This is a genomic window from Serratia sp. MMO-28 (assembly GCF_037199905.1).
Taxonomy (GTDB): domain Bacteria; phylum Pseudomonadota; class Gammaproteobacteria; order Enterobacterales; family Enterobacteriaceae; genus Chania; species Chania oryzae.
Genome location: NZ_JBBCVB010000007.1, coordinates 128,905 through 147,029, shown reverse-complemented (window position 1 = coordinate 147,029; position 18,125 = coordinate 128,905). Strand labels below are relative to the sequence as shown.

18 protein-coding genes, 5 tRNA genes and 1 other RNA gene are annotated in these 18,125 nt (G+C 54.6%); 9 read left to right on the top strand and 15 right to left on the bottom strand.

What is annotated here, in order from left to right:
• Window positions 1-9 precede the first annotated feature (9 nt).
• The 4 genes from modC to WG891_RS08410 form a co-directional block, all read right to left on the bottom strand.
• Window positions 10-1,077 (bottom strand): molybdenum ABC transporter ATP-binding protein ModC, encoded by a 1,068-nt coding sequence (gene modC, locus WG891_RS08425; protein WP_337262096.1) that lies wholly within the window; start codon window positions 1,075-1,077, stop codon window positions 10-12.
• Window positions 1,078-1,767, bottom strand: a complete 690-nt coding sequence (gene modB, locus WG891_RS08420; RefSeq protein ID WP_076940933.1) for a molybdate ABC transporter permease subunit — start codon at window positions 1,765-1,767, stop codon at window positions 1,078-1,080.
• The gene (modA, locus tag WG891_RS08415; RefSeq protein ID WP_337262095.1) at window positions 1,764-2,537 is read right to left on the bottom strand and encodes a molybdate ABC transporter substrate-binding protein; all 774 of its coding nucleotides are present in this window, start codon (window positions 2,535-2,537) and stop codon (window positions 1,764-1,766) included. Before modA ends, modB begins: the two co-directional genes overlap by 4 nt.
• 151 nt (window positions 2,538-2,688) lie before the next feature.
• Entirely contained in the window at window positions 2,689-2,832 is a 144-nt protein-coding gene (locus WG891_RS08410; protein ID WP_076940928.1) for an AcrZ family multidrug efflux pump-associated protein, read from the bottom strand.
• A 179-nt stretch (window positions 2,833-3,011) separates the two neighbouring features.
• Between WG891_RS08410 and modE the strand changes: the two genes are divergently transcribed.
• The 9 genes from modE (at window position 3,012) to gpmA (ending at window position 12,123) form a co-directional block, all read left to right on the top strand.
• The gene (gene modE, locus WG891_RS08405; protein ID WP_337262094.1) at window positions 3,012-3,803 is read left to right on the top strand and encodes a molybdenum-dependent transcriptional regulator; all 792 of its coding nucleotides are present in this window, start codon (window positions 3,012-3,014) and stop codon (window positions 3,801-3,803) included.
• A gap of 90 nt (window positions 3,804-3,893) precedes the next feature.
• On the top strand, window positions 3,894-5,366 hold the full coding sequence (gene modF / locus WG891_RS08400; RefSeq protein ID WP_337262093.1) for a molybdate ABC transporter ATP-binding protein ModF: 1,473 nt from the start codon (window positions 3,894-3,896) through the stop codon (window positions 5,364-5,366).
• 119 nt (window positions 5,367-5,485) lie between these two features.
• Complete coding sequence (locus WG891_RS08395) at window positions 5,486-6,058, top strand: cysteine hydrolase family protein (protein ID WP_337262092.1); 573 nt, start codon at window positions 5,486-5,488, stop codon at window positions 6,056-6,058.
• Between the two features lie 195 nt (window positions 6,059-6,253).
• Entirely contained in the window at window positions 6,254-7,075 is an 822-nt protein-coding gene (locus tag WG891_RS08390) for a CPBP family intramembrane glutamic endopeptidase (protein WP_337262091.1), read from the top strand.
• 275 nt (window positions 7,076-7,350) lie between these two features.
• Entirely contained in the window at window positions 7,351-8,400 is a 1,050-nt protein-coding gene (gene galT, locus WG891_RS08385; RefSeq protein WP_337262090.1) for a galactose-1-phosphate uridylyltransferase, read from the top strand.
• The gene (gene galK / locus WG891_RS08380; RefSeq protein ID WP_337262089.1) at window positions 8,400-9,551 is read left to right on the top strand and encodes a galactokinase; all 1,152 of its coding nucleotides are present in this window, start codon (window positions 8,400-8,402) and stop codon (window positions 9,549-9,551) included. Before galT ends, galK begins: the two co-directional genes overlap by 1 nt.
• A complete protein-coding gene (gene galM / locus WG891_RS08375) occupies window positions 9,545-10,588 on the top strand; it encodes a galactose-1-epimerase (protein ID WP_337262088.1) in 1,044 nt (347 codons plus the stop codon). Before galK ends, galM begins: the two co-directional genes overlap by 7 nt.
• A gap of 195 nt (window positions 10,589-10,783) precedes the next feature.
• Window positions 10,784-11,122: a PsiF family protein gene (locus WG891_RS08370; RefSeq protein WP_337262087.1), complete on the top strand. Its 339-nt coding sequence runs from the start codon at window positions 10,784-10,786 to the stop codon at window positions 11,120-11,122.
• 248 nt (window positions 11,123-11,370) lie between these two features.
• Complete coding sequence (gene gpmA / locus WG891_RS08365) at window positions 11,371-12,123, top strand: 2,3-diphosphoglycerate-dependent phosphoglycerate mutase (RefSeq protein WP_156293694.1); 753 nt, start codon at window positions 11,371-11,373, stop codon at window positions 12,121-12,123.
• 71 nt (window positions 12,124-12,194) lie between these two features.
• On the opposite strand, the gene aroG is transcribed toward gpmA, so the two are convergent.
• The 11 genes from aroG to pal all read right to left on the bottom strand — a co-directional run bounded on the left by aroG (window position 12,195) and on the right by pal (window position 18,124).
• On the bottom strand, window positions 12,195-13,247 hold the full coding sequence (aroG, locus tag WG891_RS08360) for a 3-deoxy-7-phosphoheptulonate synthase AroG (protein WP_337262086.1): 1,053 nt from the start codon (window positions 13,245-13,247) through the stop codon (window positions 12,195-12,197).
• 289 nt (window positions 13,248-13,536) lie between these two features.
• Window positions 13,537-14,262 (bottom strand): nicotinamide riboside transporter PnuC, encoded by a 726-nt coding sequence (pnuC, locus tag WG891_RS08355; protein WP_337262085.1) that lies wholly within the window; start codon window positions 14,260-14,262, stop codon window positions 13,537-13,539.
• A gap of 32 nt (window positions 14,263-14,294) precedes the next feature.
• Window positions 14,295-15,356, bottom strand: a complete 1,062-nt coding sequence (nadA, locus tag WG891_RS08350) for a quinolinate synthase NadA (RefSeq protein WP_337262084.1) — start codon at window positions 15,354-15,356, stop codon at window positions 14,295-14,297.
• Between the two features lie 299 nt (window positions 15,357-15,655).
• Window positions 15,656-15,782, bottom strand: a non-coding RNA gene (locus WG891_RS08345) — RtT sRNA.
• Window positions 15,778-15,853, bottom strand: a tRNA-Lys gene (locus WG891_RS08340). The genes WG891_RS08345 and WG891_RS08340 overlap by 5 nt, the downstream gene beginning before the upstream one ends.
• A gap of 7 nt (window positions 15,854-15,860) precedes the next feature.
• Window positions 15,861-15,936, bottom strand: a tRNA-Val gene (locus WG891_RS08335).
• Window positions 15,937-16,031: 95 nt separating this feature from the next.
• Window positions 16,032-16,107 (bottom strand) — tRNA-Lys (locus WG891_RS08330).
• Between the two features lie 96 nt (window positions 16,108-16,203).
• Window positions 16,204-16,279 (bottom strand) — tRNA-Lys (locus WG891_RS08325).
• A 97-nt stretch (window positions 16,280-16,376) separates the two neighbouring features.
• Window positions 16,377-16,452: transfer RNA gene (locus WG891_RS08320), tRNA-Lys, on the bottom strand.
• Between the two features lie 364 nt (window positions 16,453-16,816).
• Window positions 16,817-17,605 (bottom strand): cell division protein CpoB, encoded by a 789-nt coding sequence (gene cpoB, locus WG891_RS08315; protein WP_337262083.1) that lies wholly within the window; start codon window positions 17,603-17,605, stop codon window positions 16,817-16,819.
• Between the two features lie 9 nt (window positions 17,606-17,614).
• Window positions 17,615-18,124 carry a peptidoglycan-associated lipoprotein Pal gene (gene pal / locus WG891_RS08310; protein WP_076940904.1) on the bottom strand — a complete coding sequence of 170 codons (510 nt, stop codon included), beginning with the start codon at window positions 18,122-18,124 and terminating at the stop codon, window positions 17,615-17,617.
• Window position 18,125 lies beyond the last annotated feature (1 nt).

The window sequence follows — 18,125 nt, the reverse complement described above, 5'->3', positions numbered from 1 at the left end:
AGGGCGGCTTTAACGCCCTTCGCGGCTGATCGACACGCTCTTGATCTGTGCATACAGCCACTGCCCTGGCTTGATCAGCAATTCATCACGCGCCCAGGGCGTGATGCGTGCCCACAAGACGTTTTCCCCCACCGCAAGCTTCACTTCCACCTGCCCATCAACCTCCAAACACTCCACCACCTTGGCGGGCAGAATATTACGGATACTGCTATTAAGCGGCGGTTGCAGCACCAGCGAAACATCGGCGGCGTTGATGCGAATACGTAACTGCGTGCCCACAGGCGCATCAATAGCGCTCACCCACAGGCGCCGATCGCCCAGCGCCAGCGCGGTCATGGCGTAATGCTGGTGATGTTCAATCACGCTGACGCGCAGCACGCTGCTCTGATCTTCGCGCTGTAACCAAGGGCGCAGTGCGCTGCTGGCCCACACCTCTTCCAGCCCGCCAAATGCGCGCACCTGGCCGTTATCCAGCACCATCACCTGTTCCGCCAGGCGCAGGATCTCGTCCATGCTGTGGCTGACGTAGAGGATCGGGATATTAACGTCCTGCGCCAAGCGCTCTAGATAAGGCAACAGTTCACGCTTGCGCGGCAGATCGAGTGAGGCCAGGGGTTCATCCATCAACAGCAGTTCCGGCGCGGTCAGCAGCGCCCGGCCGATCGCCACACGCTGTTTTTCACCACCGGAAAGCGTGAGCGGCAAGCGGTTAAGCAGTGGCGCAATCCCCAGCAGCTCAACAATGCTGTCGAATTGGCTGCGCATGCTGGCCGCCATGCCGTATTGCAGATTGCCACGCACGCGATAATGCGGGAACAGGCGCGCATCCTGAAAAACGTAGCCAACGCGGCGTTTTTCCGGTGGCAGACATACACCGCTGGCGGTATCCACCAGCGTGCGGCCATTGAGCACAATGCGCCCCTGCTGCAGGCGCGTCAGGCCGCCGATGGCGTTGATCAACGAGGTTTTACCCGCGCCGGAAAGCCCGAAGATCGCAGTAATACCCTGCGCGGGCAGATGCGCCTGCACATTGAGGTTGAGATCGCCAAGCCGCTGGGAGAAATCCAGTTCTAACATCTATAACCCCATACGCTTGCGGCCCCAGCGGGCCAACCATTCGGAAACCAGCAGCGCCGCCAGCGCCAGCACAATGGCAATCACGCACAGGCGTGCCGCCGCCGCCTCTGCACCCGGCGTTTCTATCAGGGTATACATCGCCAGCGGGATGGTGCGGGTTTCACCGGGAATATTGGAAACGAAGGTGATGGTTGCGCCAAATTCGCCCAAAGAACGGGCGAAGGCTAATACCACGCCGACGATAATCCCGGGCAGCGAAAGTGGCAGCGTGATGGTGAAAAACACCCGCCACGGATGAGCCCCCAGCGTGCGGGCCGCCTGTTCCAAACGGGTATCCACCGCCTCCAGCGCTAGCCGAATCGCACGCACCATCAGCGGAAAAGCCACCACGGCCGAAGCCAGCGCCGCACCGCGCCAGCTGAAACTGAAGCTGAAGCCAAACCAGTCGTACAGCCGTTCACCGATAAAGCCACGGCGGCCCATAGCGATCAGCAATAAGTAACCCACCACGACCGGCGGCAATACCAGCGGCAGATGAATGATGCTGTCCAGCAAGGATTTGCCAGGGAAATGACAACGCACCAGGATCCAGGCCATCAGAATGCCCAGCGGTAAACTGCAAATCACGGCCAGGCTGGAGACTTTCAGGCTCAGCGCAACCGCCTGCCATTCATATTCGCTCAATATCATTTACGCGGGGTAAATCCATAACGTTGGAAAACAGCCGCCGCTTCCGGGCCTTTTAGATAGCTGTAAAAAGCGCTGACGCTGGGGTTTTGACGATCTTTGACGATCGCCATGGGGTATTCAACCGGCTTATGGCTGCTGGCCGGGAAGATGCCGACCACGTTCACTTTATCACTGGCAATCGCATCAGAACCATACACAATCCCAAGCGGTGCTTCTTCACGCTCCACCAACGCCATCGCGCTGCGCACGTTGTTGGCTCGCGCCAGTTTCGGCTCCAGCATCGCCCAGGCACCCAGATTCTGTAAGGCTTCTTTAGCGTAAAGCCCTGCCGGGACGTGATCCGGATCGCCCACCGCCAAGCGGCCACCGTTCAGTAATTGGGCCCAATCTGTGGTTTTATTAATGTCGATTTTATTCTGTTTAGCCGATTTAGCGGCGATCAGCACCAACTCGTTACCCAGTAAGGTATAGCGGCTATCGTTGACCATTTGCTGTTTATCGATAACGTAATCCATCCACTGCTGATCGGCAGAGATAAACAGATCGGCCGGTGCTCCCTGCTCGATCTGACGTGCCAGCGTTGACGAAGAAGCAAAAGAGGACACCACCTGCACCTCTTTGCCTTGCTGATATTGGCTGGCGATCTCCTGCAGCGCGTTAGTCAGCGAAGCGGCGGCAAACACGGTAACTTTCTCCGCCGCCGAAGCCTGTGTCGTCAACCCCAAAGCCAATATCATGCCGCCAAGCCACTTGATCCCTTGTTGTTGCATTGTTTTCTCCGCAAGTTAACCACCGACACCTATCGTTATATAAAAAATAATATAACGTTGAGCGGAACATTGTCATGCGGTTTATCGGCAAAGCGAGAGGTATCTTGAGAAACGCCCGCTGAAATACATCAGCGGGCATTGGAGATGGGGATTAGCTGCGTTTTTCTTTTGAATGGCCCACTTTGGAGAAGACGTTAAATACTTCTGCCAGAGCATAGATCAGGCCCAGGATCACGGCCATCACGACCGGTACCATGACCACGGCAAACAACAGACTTTTCAATAATTCCAACATAGTAGTCTCACTTCACTGCTCATTTAAACGGCTGCGTATGCTTTACTGTAAACCAAAAAGCGTGCGAAAACCCCGTTATTTTAAAGGCTGGGGGAAATTTAGCACCTGCGAAACGTGCTCACTTGGTGCTGGCGCGCAAATCGGCGACAATAGCCTTTTCGCCGTTGATGGAACCTATCATGCAGGCCGAGATCCTCCTCACCTTAAAACTTCAGCAGAAACTGTTCGCCGATCCGCGCCGCATTGCGCTGCTAAAGCAGGTTGAGCATACCGGCTCGATCAGCCAAGGAGCCAAGCTGGCGGGGATCAGCTATAAAAGCGCCTGGGACGCCATCAACGAAATGAATCAGTTAGCGGAACAGACGGTGGTAGAGCGCGCAACCGGCGGCAAAGGCGGTGGCGGTGCGCAGGTGACCCACTACGGCCAGCGGCTGATCCAGCTTTACGATCTGCTCGGCCAGATCCAGCAAAAAGCCTTCGATGTGCTGCAACAGGACAACCTGCCGCTCGACAGCCTGCTGGCGGCGATCGCCCGTTTCTCGCTGCAAACCAGCGCCCGTAATCAGTTCTTCGGCACCGTGATTGAACGCGATCACCAGCAGGTCCAACAGCATATCAGCCTGCTGCTGGCCGACGGCCACACGCGCCTGGCGGCGGCCGTTACCCAGCAAAGTGCCGATCGGCTGCACCTGGTTCTGGGGAAAGAAGTGCTGGCGCTGATTAAAGCCCCGTGGGTTAAACTCAGCACCGATCCAGCCCTCAATGGGCTGGCAGATAATGTGCTGGAAGGCAGGGTCGCCAGCATTCAGCCCGGCAGCGAACACAGCGAAGTGCTGGTGACGTTGAAAGGAGGCGAAACCCTGTGTGCCACGCTGGCCAATCAGGAACTGGCACAGTTGAAGCTCAGCCCCGGCACGGCGGTCCATGCGCTGTTCAATGCCGATCGGGTGATTGTTGCCACGTTGTGTTAAACGCAACGTGATGTTGCAGTATTGTCGATTGACATCTTTTCCCCATGCGCCTATTTCTAAAGCAAATAATTGCAGAACAGGGAATAAATGATGTCGTTGTTGCACATTTCGCAAGGTTCATTCCGTTTAAGCGACACCCGCACACTGTGGCTGGAGCAACTGGAGATTCAATCCGGCGACAGTTGGGCGTTTGTCGGTGCCAATGGCAGCGGTAAATCAGCCTTGGCCCGTGCGCTGGCGGGTGACTTGACGCTCTTACAGGGCAAGCGTCAGAGCGATTTTCGCGACGTTGTGCGCATTTCGTTTGAGCAATTGCAGAAACTGGTCAGCGACGAATGGCAACGCAATAATACCGACCTGCTCAGCCCCGATGAAGACGACACCGGCCGCACCACGGCAGAGATCATTCAGGAAGAGGTGCAAGATCCCGCACGTTGCCAGCAGTTGGCCGCTCAATTCGGTATTACCCCCCTGCTTACGCGCCGCTTCAAGTATCTCTCCACCGGCGAAACCCGCAAAACGCTGCTGTGCCAGGCCCTGATGTCGCAGCCAGATTTGCTGATCCTGGATGAACCGTTTGATGGCCTGGACGTTGGCTCGCGGGCTCAGTTTGCCACCTTGTTAGCCGAACTGTCACAGCAGGGTTATACGCTGGTGCTGGTGCTCAACCGCTTTGATGAGATCCCGGATTTTATTCAACAGGTGGGAGTTCTGGCGGATTGCACCCTGACCAGCCAAGGGCACCGCGAGCAGGTGATGGCAGACGCTCTGGTGGCCCAATTGGCGCACAGCGAAAATCTCAGCGGCCTGACGCTGCCGGAAACCGAGGATCCGACGCAGAAAAACCCACTTCCCGCCGATCGACCGTTGATTGTGCTGCGCGACGGCGTGGTGAGTTACAACGACCGCCCGATCCTCAACCAGCTCAGTTGGCAGGTGAATCCCGGCGAGCACTGGCAGATTGTCGGCCCGAACGGGGCCGGTAAGTCTACGCTGCTCAGCCTGATTACCGGCGATCATCCGCAGGGCTATAGCAACGATCTGACGCTGTTCGGCCGCCGACGCGGCAGCGGTGAAACCATCTGGGACATCAAGCGCCATATCGGTTACGTCAGCAGCAGCCTGCACCTGGATTACCGCATCAGTTCCAGCGTGCGTAACGTGATCCTGTCTGGCTTTTTCGATTCAATCGGTATCTATCAGGCGGTTTCCGATCGCCAGCAGAAACTGACTACGCAGTGGCTGGCGCTGCTCGGGCTGGGGGGATCTCAGGCTGACGCCCCGTTCCACAGCCTCTCCTGGGGCCAACAGCGGCTGGCGCTGATCGCCCGCGCGCTGGTCAAGCACCCGGCACTGCTGATCCTCGATGAACCTTTGCAGGGGCTGGATCCGCTGAACCGCCAACTGGTACGGCGTTTTATCGACGTTCTGATCCAGCAGGGCACCACCCAGCTGCTGTTTGTCTCGCACCATGCCGAAGATGCACCGCAGTGCATCACCCATCGCCTGACGTTTGTCCCTGAAGGTGATAGTTACCGCTATCAGTACGATAAGCTGGCATAAAACACAGGAATGAGTGGCGATCCCACTCATTCGATGACATATCCGGCAACACTTCCCCGCAACACATCACACTTAGCCTTTTATCATAAAGGTATGCCGAGTGATTGTCTGGAGAGGATATGTCCGCCGCACTGATTATTATTGACCTGATCGAAGATCTGGCTGGCCCGAAAGGGCGGGCCAATCACTGCCGTGAACAACTGCTGGCACAGAACGTCATCGCCCACACCAATGCGGCAGCCGCTTACGCGCGGATACGTAAAATCCCGGTCATCTGGGTGCGCGTCGGTTTTGCCGATGACTACCACGATATTCCGCCCCACTCACCGTTGTTTAACCATCTCAAACAGATTGGCGCACTGCGTTTGAACAACGGCGGTTGCCACTGGCTAAGCGGATTAGAGGTAAAACCGGAGGATTTGCAGTTCGAAAAAAAAGCAACCTCCGCCTTCGCCGGTAACAATTTGTTAGCGTGGTTACAGCAACACCGCTGCCACCATTTGTTACTGGGCGGCATCAGTACCTCATTGGCGATCGAAAGCACCGCACGTCAGGCGCACGATGCCGGTTTCCAGGTGACGATATTGCAAGATCTCTGTGCAGCGCAGACGGAAGAGATTCACCAACAGAGCCTGGAAACGTTGCTAAACCTTGGCAGAGTCATACGTTCACCTGCCTGGATGAAGGGGTGAAGGCCAGGCTGTCTCCCTCAGCACTGCTGGCCTCAGCGGGGTTACAGCCTGGATTTAAGCGCACTTTTCATCCTTCTCCCAGCCTTTGCATTGATTTCGTTGTGCTACTATCCCACTTAGCGCTCATTTTAGATCATCAACACGCCGAGCCTTCGGCATTGAGCGCCGTGTGTCTATTTTAGAGGGATAACAACTATGTGGGGCGTCCTCTCGGCTTCCTTGTTTTTTTTACCATTTAACCGACTGTTTGCCTGGATCCTGTTGGCCGCCGCGACGGGAATGGGGATCTACCATCACATTCTCACGCCACTCAGCCTCGCTTGTCTGGCGCTGATCGCCATTGCCGTCTGGTTACACCACCAATATCGTAAGCAGCGCGCTGTTGCACTGATTCTGGAAATCTTGCTGGTGGCCTGCTCTCTGGCGCTGTTTTATCACCTGATACCGGGCTTCAATAATCCGTTGATGGTAGAACAGGAAAAAGTCGGCCCATTGAGCGCCACCTATTCCCTGTATTACAACTTCGACAAGGCCTTGGTGCCTTTCCTGCTGTTTGCCTGCCTGCCAACGCTGTTCAATGCGGGCAAGGCAGATAAGCAAGTGGCTACCCGTGCTTGGGTGATCCTGGTGCTGTGCGTTCCGGCTTTGCTGTTGTTGGCCGTCGCCCTCGGTGGCCTAAAGATCGAACTGCATATGCCGCCTTGGATCCTGGCGTTTATGATGGCCAACCTGTTCTTCGTCTCACTGGCCGAAGAAGCCCTGTTCCGTGGCTATTTGCAGCAGCGCATCCGTCAGTGGCTGGGCGCTTACCCGGCGTTAATCATCACCGCCCTGCTGTTTGGTGCTGCGCATTTTGCCGGTGGCATGCTGATGGTGGCTTTTGCCACGCTGGCCGGGGTGATTTACGGCTTGGCCTGGATGTGGAGCGGCCGCCTGTGGGTGCCGGTTCTTTTCCACTTTGGCCTTAATCTGACGCATCTGCTGTTCTTCACTTATCCGCTCTACCAGCATCCGTAACCCTTCTGGCTGGCAGGATTTTCCCTGCCGGCTAACGCGGTGAAAGCGTTACCACTTTTTTTCTCTGCCTCAGGATCCTTCTACCAACAATGCTGTTGTTATTGAGATAATCATTGAGTGTAAGCGATTTCATTATTGGCGATAGATCACCTTTTTCTTTCCCCAGGCGTGCTATGTTTCTTCGCATTATTTTCCGCAAAGTGCCCGTTCATCATCGGCCACGCAGAAAGTGAAAGCGATTACATAACACCGCACAGGTAGATGAAGGAAGCGTTATGCCCGATTTTAACCCTATCGATCACCCACACCGCCGTTTCAACCCGCTCACAGGCCAATGGGTGCTGGTGTCTCCACACCGGGCCAAACGCCCATGGCAAGGCCAGCAAGAATCCCCCACGCAGGAAATGCTGCCCGAGCACGATCCCGATTGTTTTCTATGCCCCGGCAATCAACGCGTCACCGGTGATAAAAATCCCGACTATCCAGGCACCTATATTTTCACCAATGATTTCGCGGCATTGATGCCCGATACACCGCTGGCACCAGAAAGCCGCGATCCGCTGATGCGCTGCCAAAGCGCACGCGGCGTCAGCCGGGTGATCTGCTTCTCCCCCGATCACAGTAAAACCCTGCCACAGCTTTCATTAGCGGCGTTGGAGCAGGTGATCGCCACCTGGCAGGAACAGGCCGCCGATCTTGGCCGCAGCTACCCCTGGGTGCAGGTATTTGAAAACAAAGGCGCCGCGATGGGCTGCTCGAACCCTCATCCGCATGGTCAGATATGGGCTAACAGCTTCCTGCCCAACGAAGCCGAACGAGAAGATCGCCTGCAGCAGGACTATTTCCACCAACACCATTCCCCCCTGCTGGTGGATTATGTGCAGCGTGAACAGGCCGACGGCAGCCGCACGGTGGTGGAAACTGAGCACTGGTTGGCGGTGGTGCCTTACTGGGCGGCGTGGCCGTTCGAGACCCTGCTGTTGCCAAAGGCGGCGGTGCAACGCCTCACCGATCTCACGCCAGCGCAGAGCAGCGATCTGGCGGTCGCCCTGAAGAAACTCACCAGCCGTTACGACAATCTGTTCCAGTGCTCTTTCCCCTATTCGATGGGCTGGCACGGCGCGCCATTCAACGCCGCCGATAACCGCCATTGGCAGTTGCACGCCCATTTCTACCCGCCGCTGCTGCGCTCCGCCACGGTGCGCAAATTTATGGTGGGCTACGAAATGCTGGCAGAAACCCAGCGCGATCTGACCGCTGAACAGGCCGCAGAACGCCTGCGTGCCGTCAGTGATATTCATTATCGTGAAGCCGGAGTGAAATAATGAGCCTCAAAGACCATACCCAAGCCCTCTTTACCCAACACTTTGGCTATTCCCCCGCCCTCACCGTTCAGGCTCCGGGGCGGGTAAACCTGATTGGTGAGCACACCGATTACAACGACGGCTTTGTTTTGCCCTGCGCCATCAATTACCAGACGGTGATCAGCTGCGCCCGGCGTGACGATCGCCAGATCCGCGTTCTGGCCGCCGACTACGATAATCAGCAGGATCTTTTTTCACTGGATGCCCCCATCGTCAGCCACGCTAACCTGCGCTGGGCAGACTATGTGCGCGGGGTGATAAAACACCTGCAACTGCGCGATGCCCATTTTGGCGGTGCCGATCTGGTGATCGCGGGCAATGTGCCGCAGGGGGCCGGGCTCAGTTCATCGGCCTCGTTGGAAGTCGCCGTCGGCCAGGCCATGCAGGCGCTGTACCAATTACCGCTCGATGGCGTAGCCTTGGCGTTGAACGGCCAGGAAGCTGAAAACCAGTTTGTCGGCTGTAACTGCGGCATTATGGATCAGCTGATATCGGCACTGGGCAAGCAGGATCACGCGCTGCTGATCGACTGCCGCTCGCTGGCAACGCGCGTGGTGCCAATGCCGAAGAACGTGGCGGTGGTGATTATCAACTCTAACGTCAAACGAGGGTTGGTCGACAGCGAATACAATACCCGCCGTCAGCAGTGTGAAGAAGCAGCGCGCTTCTTTGGCGTTAAGGCGCTGCGCGACGTCAGCCCGGATCTGTTCTTTCCGATCCAGCACGAATTAGACCCGATCGTCGCCAAACGGGCGCGCCATGTGATCAGCGAGAATGAGCGGACTCTCGCCGCTGCCGACGCGCTGGCCGCAGGCGATCTCAAACTGATGGGGAAACTGATGGCTGAATCACACGCCTCAATGCGTGATGACTTCGAAATCACCGTTCCGCCGATCGATACCTTGGTTGAGATTGTTAAACATACTATTGGCGATCGCGGTGGTGTGCGCATGACCGGCGGCGGTTTTGGCGGCTGCATCGTGGCGCTGATGCCGTCAGAGCTGGTTGAAGCGGTACGCAGCGCAGTGGCACGGGAATATCCGCTGCGCACCAACGGCCTGCAGGAAACTTTCTATGTATGCCAAGCCTCACAAGGAGCCAGCAGATGTTGACAGATTCATCCTCAAATGCGCCCGACGGCCAGCCGTTTATTCTCACCACCCTGCGTAATAGCGCAGGCATGACGGTCACGCTGATGGATTGGGGCGCGACCTGGCTTTCCGCCGTGCTGCCGCTCAAGTCGGGTGAAAAACGCGAGCTGCTACTGGGCTGCCAAACAGCGGCGGATTATGTACGGCAGCATGCCTATCTGGGGGCGACCGTTGGGCGCTATGCCAACCGCATCGCTTACGCCAGGCTGCTCATCGACGGCAAACCGCATCCGCTGGTGGCAAATCAGGGAGAACACCAGCTACACGGTGGGCCGGAAGGCTTCCATGCTCGCCGCTGGCAGATCGTGGCTCAGAATGAACAACAGGTGGTGTATCAGTTGCATTCAGCAGATGGCGAGCAGGGCTTTCCCGGCAATCTGGACGTAACGCTGACATACCGGCTGACCGCCGATAACCGGCTGGAGATCGGCTATCAGGCCCAGGTTGATCGCGCATGCCCGGTCAACCTGACCAACCATGCCTATTTCAACCTGGACGGCGCGGGCCACGACGCGCGCCAACAACGCCTGCAGCTGTTTGCTGACCGCTATCTGCCGGTTGATAGCGAAGGCATTCCCTGTGGCGACTTAACCGAAGTTGCCGGTACCGGGATGGATTTTCGCCAGCCAAAAACGCTGCTGCAGGATTTTCTGCGCGATCGCGATCAGCAACGCGTCAAGGGTTATGACCATGCCTATCTGTTGCACCGCACCTGCAACCGGCTGGAAAGCCCGGCGGCGCACCTGTGGTCGGCCGACGGCAACGTTGAATTGACGGTGTTCACCACGGCCCCAGCGCTGCAACTGTACAGCGGTAATTATCTGGCTGGCACACCGGCACGTGACGGCGGTACTTACGCCAGCTATGCCGGTATAGCGCTGGAGAGTGAATTTTTACCGGATAGCCCGAACCACCCGGAATGGCCACAGCCGGATTGTTGGCTCCAGCCCGGCCAACGTTATCAGAGTGCCACGCATTATCAGTTTAATCCTATTTGACTCGCCATGCCCCTTGCCACGCGGCAAGGGGCGATATCGTTATAAATACTTACCCTTTTACTCAGCCTCCCCACTCGCCGTGACCTTTCCTTATTCCAAACCCAGAACTAAAATCAGACGACGGTGATAAGCACTGCTCCTGTGCTCAGTCACAACTTCGGCCCTCAAGGCCGCTTAATCGCTGAAGGAACACCTATGCGTCTGATTACTGCACTTCCATTACTGGCTGGTTTAATGTTGAGCACCAATCTGATGGCTGCCGATACCGCAGCAAAAACGCCCTCTCCGGCACAGGCCGCCCAGCAGAAACGCATGACCGAATGTAATCAACAGGCTTCCAGCCAATCGCTGAAAGGTGCTGACCGTACCACCTTCATGAGCACCTGCCTGAAGTCCGAAGGGCATAAAACAGAAAAGGCCCTCACTCCACAGCAGCAGAAAATGAAAAACTGCAACGCTGATGCTGCTCAAAAAAGCCTGAAAGGTGATGAACGTAAAGCCTTTATGAGCAACTGCCTGAAAAAATCTGCCTGATCGTATTAACTCTTCGGCGCGTTTGGGTTCATCTCATGCGCGCCGTTGTTTTTCCTCGCAGGTCAAACGGCACGATGGCGTGCTTTCCTCATATACCTAAGCGGTAAAAAATTGACTATGGTTAAACCAGATACCCACTAGCAGAGCGGCATGAGGTATGACGGGTATATCGATTGCCGAGCCACTAGTCGCAGTAATATAATGATTCTCGTTATCATTCAATTGTCAGATTATTGAGGAGTTAAGCTATGGCTGTAACTAAACTGGTTCTGGTACGTCACGGCGAAAGCCAGTGGAACAAGGAAAACCGCTTCACCGGTTGGTATGATGTTGATTTGTCTGACAAAGGCCGTACCGAGGCAAAAGCTGCGGGTAAACTTCTGAAAGATGAAGGTTTCTCTTTCGATTTTGCTTACACCTCGGTGCTGAAGCGCGCCATCCATACCCTGTGGAATATTCTGGATGAACTGGATCAGGCGTGGTTACCGACTGAAAAATCCTGGAAACTGAATGAACGCCATTACGGTGCGCTGCAAGGCCTGAACAAGTCTGAAACCGCTGAAAAATACGGCGATGAGCAGGTGAAACAGTGGCGCCGTGGTTTTGCCGTGACGCCACCGGAGCTGAGCAAAGAAGATGAGCGCTATCCTGGCCACGATCCGCGCTATGCAAAACTCAGTGATAAAGAACTGCCTACCACCGAGAGCCTGGCGCTGACGATCGACCGCGTGATCCCTTACTGGGACGCCGAAATCCTGCCGCGCATCAAAAGCGGTGAGCGCGTGATCGTTGCCGCACACGGTAACTCGTTGCGTGCTCTGGTGAAATACCTGGATAACCTGAGCGAAGATGAGATTCTTGAGTTGAACATCCCAACCGGCGTGCCGTTGGTGTATGAGTTCGACGAAAACTTCAAACCAATCAAGCGTTATTATCTGGGCAATGCCGACGAGATCGCGGCCAAAGCGGCTGCGGTAGCCAACCAGGGCAAAGCGAAGTAATTTTCGCTGCTGAATGCGAGAAGCCCCCGGTGATAAGAGCCAGGGGCTTCTTTTTTAGCTGATGCCGAGAATCAGCCGCGGCGCGCCTTCACCGCTGCGGCCAGTTCACGCAATACGGTTTCGGTATCTTGCCAGCCGATACACGCATCGGTCACGCTTTTGCCGTAAACCAGCGGTTCGCCGCTTTCCAGGCTCTGGTTCCCTTCCACCAAGTGGCTTTCGATCATCACGCCGATAATGGCTTTTTCACCACCACGGAGTTGCTTGCAGACATCGGCACTGACATCGATCTGCTTCTTAAACTGCTTGCTGCTGTTGGCATGGCTGAAGTCGATCATCACCTGCGCTGGCAGACCCGCTTTCGTCAATCCTTCTTTCACTTCTTTGACATGCGCAGCGCTGTAGTTCGGCTCTTTACCGCCACGCAAGATAATGTGGCAATCACCGTTACCGCCGGTGTTAACGATCGCCGAATGACCCCATTTGGTCACAGACAGGAAGCAATGCGGCGCGCTGGCAGCGTTGATGGCATCAATCGCCACTTTGATGGTGCCATCGGTACCGTTTTTGAACCCTACCGGGCAAGACAGGCCGGAAGCCAGTTCTCGATGCACCTGAGATTCTGTAGTACGTGCGCCGATAGCGCCCCAGCTCATCAGATCCGCCAGATATTGCGGGGTGATCATATCGAGGAACTCACCCGCTGCCGGCAGGCCGCTGTCATTGATATCCAGCAGCAGTTTACGTGCCAAACGCAGGCCATCGTTAATCTGGAAGCTGTTGTCCATCTGCGGATCGTTGATCAGCCCTTTCCAACCAATGGTGGTACGTGGCTTTTCAAAGTAAACACGCATCACCACTTCCAACTCGCCGCGCAGTTCCTGCCGCAGTTTCAGCAGGCGCGCCGCATACTCTTTTGCCGCTTTGGTATCGTGAATCGAGCAAGGGCCAATCACCACCAACAGGCGATCGTCATTGCCACGGAGGATTTTGTGAATCGCATTGCGTGCCTGTGACACCGTCTCCGCTGCCTGTTCGCTGGCTGGGAACTTCTCCAGCAGAGCCACTGGGGGCAGAAGTTCCTTAATTTCTTTAATGCGCAAATCGTCGTTTTGGTAATTCATAACTTTTCCATTCGGTATCGGGAGGTGTATTTCACAGCATTCAGCATGAGATCCCAACAATCTAGCCTGTGAAACTGGCGCTGTAAATCACCTTTAGGCCAGTGAGCAAGGTAAACACGGACGATCGCCGTATTCTTCCTGTACGGGGCAACATGACATTTCTTGTAAATACAGTCAGTCGTGGGTGCCTGCTGCCGTTTATCGCCGTAGCAGGCTGACTGGACAGCGGCTTGCCTTTTAGCTGAGGGGTTGAACTCAGGAGCCTCACTCCTGAGTTCTCATTGCGGCATTATACTGCGGAAGACAGCGGACGTGAATGATTCCGAGCAGCACTGCGGATCCACAACCAGGAACCGTTAAGCGCGATCAGCGTCAGAATAACGTATTCCAGCGCCATGGCGTAAACGCCCTGATAGGCAAAGATCGCCACGCTGATCACGTCAATAACCACCCACAACAGCCAGTTCTCAACGTATTTACGCGTCATCAGGATCATCGCGGCAATCGACAGCACCATCATCGTTGAATCCCAGAACGGGAAAGCATCCGGCTGCAATTCTGGCATTTGCACGCTCAGACCAAGTGCTTGCATCACCGTTACCGCAATCTGTGTCAGAGAGGCGAATACGCGATCGATATTAAAGGTCATCAGAGCAATACCGGCGATGCATACCGCACCCCACATCAGCGCTTTAGGCAGCGACAGCCAGCGGATCTTCAGCTCCGCCTGATGGTCCTGCGTCTGACGGCTCCAGGCATACCAGCCGTAAATATTGGCCACGAAGAAAAACAGCTGTAGCAACAGGCTGGCATAAAGCTGGATCTGGAAAAAGATGACGGCGAATAGCGTCACGTTAATCAAGCCAAACAGGTAGTTGATGATTTTCTCTTTGCTGGCATACCAGATGCACAACAAACCAAACAGCGTACCTATGGCCTCAATCCACGAGAGATCGTATCCCCCAGCGCCAAGCGGAATATGCACCAGGATATTGCTGGTACTGAAAAAACTCATCTTGCCATCCTTATCAAATAGTTAACCGGCAATCAGGCGTTCCCTTTCACCGGCATTTTCAACTGTGCGGCAAACGCCAGCATGCGATTGAGCGGAATCAGCGCCTTTTCACGTATTGCGCCATCGACAAAAATTTCATGCTGGGCCCCCCCCTGTTCCAACCCTTCAGCAATCGCTTTCAGGCCATTCATCGCCATCCATGGGCAATGAGCACAACTGCGGCAGGTGGCTCCCTCCCCGGCGGTTGGCGCCTCAAGCAGCTCTTTACCCGGGCAGGCCTGCTGCATTTTATAGAAAATACCGCGATCGGTGGCGACAATCAGTTGCTGATTTGGCAAAGCGATCGCTGCCTGGATCAGTTGGCTGGTAGATCCCACGGCATCGGCCAGATCGACAATCGCCTGAGGCGACTCAGGGTGCACCAATACCGCGGCATCCGGGTATAGCGCCTTCATCCGCATCAGCGCCTGGGTTTTAAACTCGTCATGAACGATACAGGCCCCTTGCCAGCACAGCACATCGGCGCCGGTCTGTTTCTGCACATAGTGACCAAGATGACGATCGGGCGCCCATATGATTTTCTCACCCAGGCTATCGAGATGCTCTATCAGCTCAACCGCAATGCTGGAAGTTACCACCCAGTCAGCACGCGCTTTAACCGCCGCAGAGGTATTGGCGTAAACCACCACGGTACGATCAGGGTGGCTATCACAAAATGCCTTGAACTCCGCTTCTGGACAACCGAGATCGAGCGAACATTCAGCATGCAGCGTCGGCATCAATACCTGTTTTTCCGGGCTGAGGATCTTGGCAGTTTCCCCCATAAAACGCACCCCAGCGACCAGCAGGGTTGAAGCCGGATGGTTGCTGCCAAAACGCGCCATCTCCAGTGAATCAGCCACGCAGCCACCGGTCTCTTCTGCCAATGCCTGAATCTCTGGATCGGTATAGTAGTGGGCCACCATGACGGCATCACGCTGTTTGAGCAAGGTCTTGATCTTTTGCCGATAGAAAGCCTTCTCGGCAACGTCCAACGGCACCGGTTTCGGCGGGAAGGGATACACCGCCGCGTTGACATCAAACATTTCACTCATCGCTGTTGTCTCTGTGCTAGGCTGTTCGTCCGCTAATCCGGTAATACTTTACCTGTCGCAAACGCTTCGTTTTATATACTAAACAAAATACCTAAATTTTAACAAAAAGTCGTGATGTTTTTCGATTAATGGCAGATTTTGTTTAATGAATTAAAAAATCGAGAGTAATGCGAGAAACTGAAGTCAGTGAAGTACGGGCTCTCACTCGCATAGTGAGTCTGCAAGCGGATTAGGGAACTAAACATAGTGAACGTGATGCATATGCGAAAAAAGCGCCAAAAGGCGCTTTTTTCTGAATTTGGTGGGTCGTGCAGGATGACTCGGCTTCGCCTCGCCCTTCGGGCCATCGCTTGCGCGATGTTGTCTCGCGATGCTCGACACGAACCTTTACGATTCTACTTTTTACCAATTCATTAAGAATTGGTGGGTCGTGCAGGATTCGAACCTGCGACCAATTGATTAAAAGTCAACTGCTCTACCGACTGAGCTAACGACCCGCAGAAGTGGTGGGTGATGACGGGCTCGAACCGCCGACCCCCTCCGTGTAAAGGAGATGCTCTACCAACTGAGCTAATCACCCACTGCTGTGGTTACTGCCAAACGCCTTGCCGTGTGACTTGAATCTTCATGATTCTTATCTTTCACGATTCTACTTTTTACCAATTCATTAAGAATTGGTGGGTCGTGCAGGATTCGAACCTGCGACCAATTGATTAAAAGTCAACTGCTCTACCGACTGAGCTAACGACCCGCTGCTGTGGTTTACTGCTAAATCTTTAATCGCGCAACGCGAACCTTTACGGTTCCCATCCTTCACGATTCTACTCTTTACCAATTCATTAAGAATTGGTGGGTCGTGCAGGATTCGAACCTGCGACCAATTGATTAAAAGTCAACTGCTCTACCGACTGAGCTAACGACCCACTGCTGTGGTTTGCTGCTGTGTTTCTTTACCGCCCGGCTCGAACCTTGACGATTCTCATCCTTTGCGATGCCACTCTTTACCAATTCACTGAGAATTGGTGGGTCGTGCAGGATTCGAACCTGCGACCAATTGATTAAAAGTCAACTGCTCTACCGACTGAGCTAACGACCCACTGTCGTGGTTTACTACTGACGGATACAGAAGGAAAATCTGCATCGAAGAAAACTGGAGTGGCGAACAGGATAACTTGGTTTTGCTCTACTCACTATTGCTTACACAACGGTGCTTCGCTAATACCAGGCTCTAAACTGCAGCCAATTGATTTGAAGTCAACTGCTCTATTCAAGTGAGCTAACGACCCAATTTCCTTGCTGCTTTAACATCTTGCAAGATGTCTTGGCAACGGCGGCATATATTACTAATTTATCTTGGCAGCGCAACCTAAATTTTGGCGCTATAGGTTCAACTGCTGGTTCTTCACGCGAATGAGCCCAGAAATCGGTCAAAACGACTAACATCTGGGCTCAGTTTTTACCTACAGGCTGGCCGCGCGTTTCTTTGCCTGCTTGGCCGCGTCGCTGGTTGGGTATTGTTTGATCACCTGCTGGTAAACGGCTTTGGCTTTATCAACCTGGCCTTTTTCCTGCATGATCACGCCCACTTTAAACATGGCATCTGGTGACTTGGGTGATTTTGGATAATTCTTCACCACCACCGCATAATAGTAAGCCGCATCCTCTTTTTTGCCTTTGTTGTAAAACAATTGGCCAAGCCAATAGTTGGCATTAGGAAGGTACGTCGAGTTCGGATACTGTTTTACGAAGGCTTGGAAAGCGGAGATCGCCTGATCGTACTGTTTTTTTTCCAACGCCAATGAAACAGCAGCATTATAGTCGCTGTTCTCATCACCGCTGCTCGCCGGAGCGGCTGACTCAGCCGCAGGCGCACTGCCAGCCGGAGCCGCCGTCGCTGCGGCACCCGCGGTTGCCGCACCTGTGGAATTCTGTGCGCCACTCTGGCTGAGACTATCCATCTGCTGATAGATCTGCTTCTGGCGTTCAACCACCTGATTCAACTGGTACTGACTTTCCTGGATCTGCCCACGGAGCGTATCAATATCGCGTTGATTGTCAGAAAGCTGCTGCTGAAGTTGGTTTAAAAGCTGGCTCTGAGCGTTACTGATACGCTCAAGTGAAGTGACACGGTCCTCGACCGAGCCGGAGCCGACATTACTGATTGGCGCTTGGGCAGTAGCGGCCCATGGGACCGCTACGCCAACCAGTAACGACAGACCCAACAGGTGACGTCTGAAGTTACTGTTCATGCGATTCTCTTAGTAAACCAGAACGGCACGACGGTTTTTAGCCCAAGCTGCTTCGTCGTGGCCCAATACTGCTGGTTTCTCTTTACCGTAAGAAACGATAGAGATCTGGTCGGCAGAAACGCCTTTACCTTGCAGGTACATTTTCACTGCGTTAGCACGACGCTCGCCCAGAGCGATGTTGTATTCTGGCGTGCCGCGCTCATCCGCGTGACCTTCAACGGTCACTTTGTAAGATGGGTTGTTACGCAGGAATGCAGCGTGCGCATCCAGCATCTGAGAGAACTCAGAGCTGATGTCATATTTGTCAAAACCGAAGTAAACGATATTGTTTCTCTGCAGTTCTTGCATCTGCAGACGCGCTTGTTCTTCGGAAGACAGGTTGCTGCTGCCATTTTCCATACCAGTGCCAGCGCCCATACCAGATTGGTCGTTGTTCGCGCTTTTGTTAGAACTACAGGCCGCCACAGCCAGAACTGGCAGTGCCAGCATAAGCGCTTTCAGCACTTTGTTCAGTTGCATT

Excerpts from the sequence above, each read along its gene's own strand:
- modC (WP_337262096.1), bottom strand. The coding sequence starts at position 1,077 with ATGTTAGAACTGGATTTCTCCCAGCGGCTTGGCGATCTCAACCTCAAT.
- modB (WP_076940933.1), bottom strand. The coding sequence starts at position 1,767 with ATGATATTGAGCGAATATGAATGGCAGGCGGTTGCGCTGAGCCTGAAA.
- modA (WP_337262095.1), bottom strand. The coding sequence starts at position 2,537 with ATGCAACAACAAGGGATCAAGTGGCTTGGCGGCATGATATTGGCTTTG.
- WG891_RS08410 (WP_076940928.1), bottom strand. The coding sequence starts at position 2,832 with ATGTTGGAATTATTGAAAAGTCTGTTGTTTGCCGTGGTCATGGTACCG.
- modE (WP_337262094.1), top strand. The coding sequence starts at position 3,012 with ATGCAGGCCGAGATCCTCCTCACCTTAAAACTTCAGCAGAAACTGTTC.
- modF (WP_337262093.1), top strand. The coding sequence starts at position 3,894 with ATGTCGTTGTTGCACATTTCGCAAGGTTCATTCCGTTTAAGCGACACC.
- WG891_RS08395 (WP_337262092.1), top strand. The coding sequence starts at position 5,486 with ATGTCCGCCGCACTGATTATTATTGACCTGATCGAAGATCTGGCTGGC.
- WG891_RS08390 (WP_337262091.1), top strand. The coding sequence starts at position 6,254 with ATGTGGGGCGTCCTCTCGGCTTCCTTGTTTTTTTTACCATTTAACCGA.
- galT (WP_337262090.1), top strand. The coding sequence starts at position 7,351 with ATGCCCGATTTTAACCCTATCGATCACCCACACCGCCGTTTCAACCCG.
- galK (WP_337262089.1), top strand. The coding sequence starts at position 8,400 with ATGAGCCTCAAAGACCATACCCAAGCCCTCTTTACCCAACACTTTGGC.
- galM (WP_337262088.1), top strand. The coding sequence starts at position 9,545 with ATGTTGACAGATTCATCCTCAAATGCGCCCGACGGCCAGCCGTTTATT.
- WG891_RS08370 (WP_337262087.1), top strand. The coding sequence starts at position 10,784 with ATGCGTCTGATTACTGCACTTCCATTACTGGCTGGTTTAATGTTGAGC.
- gpmA (WP_156293694.1), top strand. The coding sequence starts at position 11,371 with ATGGCTGTAACTAAACTGGTTCTGGTACGTCACGGCGAAAGCCAGTGG.
- aroG (WP_337262086.1), bottom strand. The coding sequence starts at position 13,247 with ATGAATTACCAAAACGACGATTTGCGCATTAAAGAAATTAAGGAACTT.
- pnuC (WP_337262085.1), bottom strand. The coding sequence starts at position 14,262 with ATGAGTTTTTTCAGTACCAGCAATATCCTGGTGCATATTCCGCTTGGC.
- nadA (WP_337262084.1), bottom strand. The coding sequence starts at position 15,356 with ATGAGTGAAATGTTTGATGTCAACGCGGCGGTGTATCCCTTCCCGCCG.
- cpoB (WP_337262083.1), bottom strand. The coding sequence starts at position 17,605 with ATGAACAGTAACTTCAGACGTCACCTGTTGGGTCTGTCGTTACTGGTT.
- pal (WP_076940904.1), bottom strand. The coding sequence starts at position 18,124 with ATGCAACTGAACAAAGTGCTGAAAGCGCTTATGCTGGCACTGCCAGTT.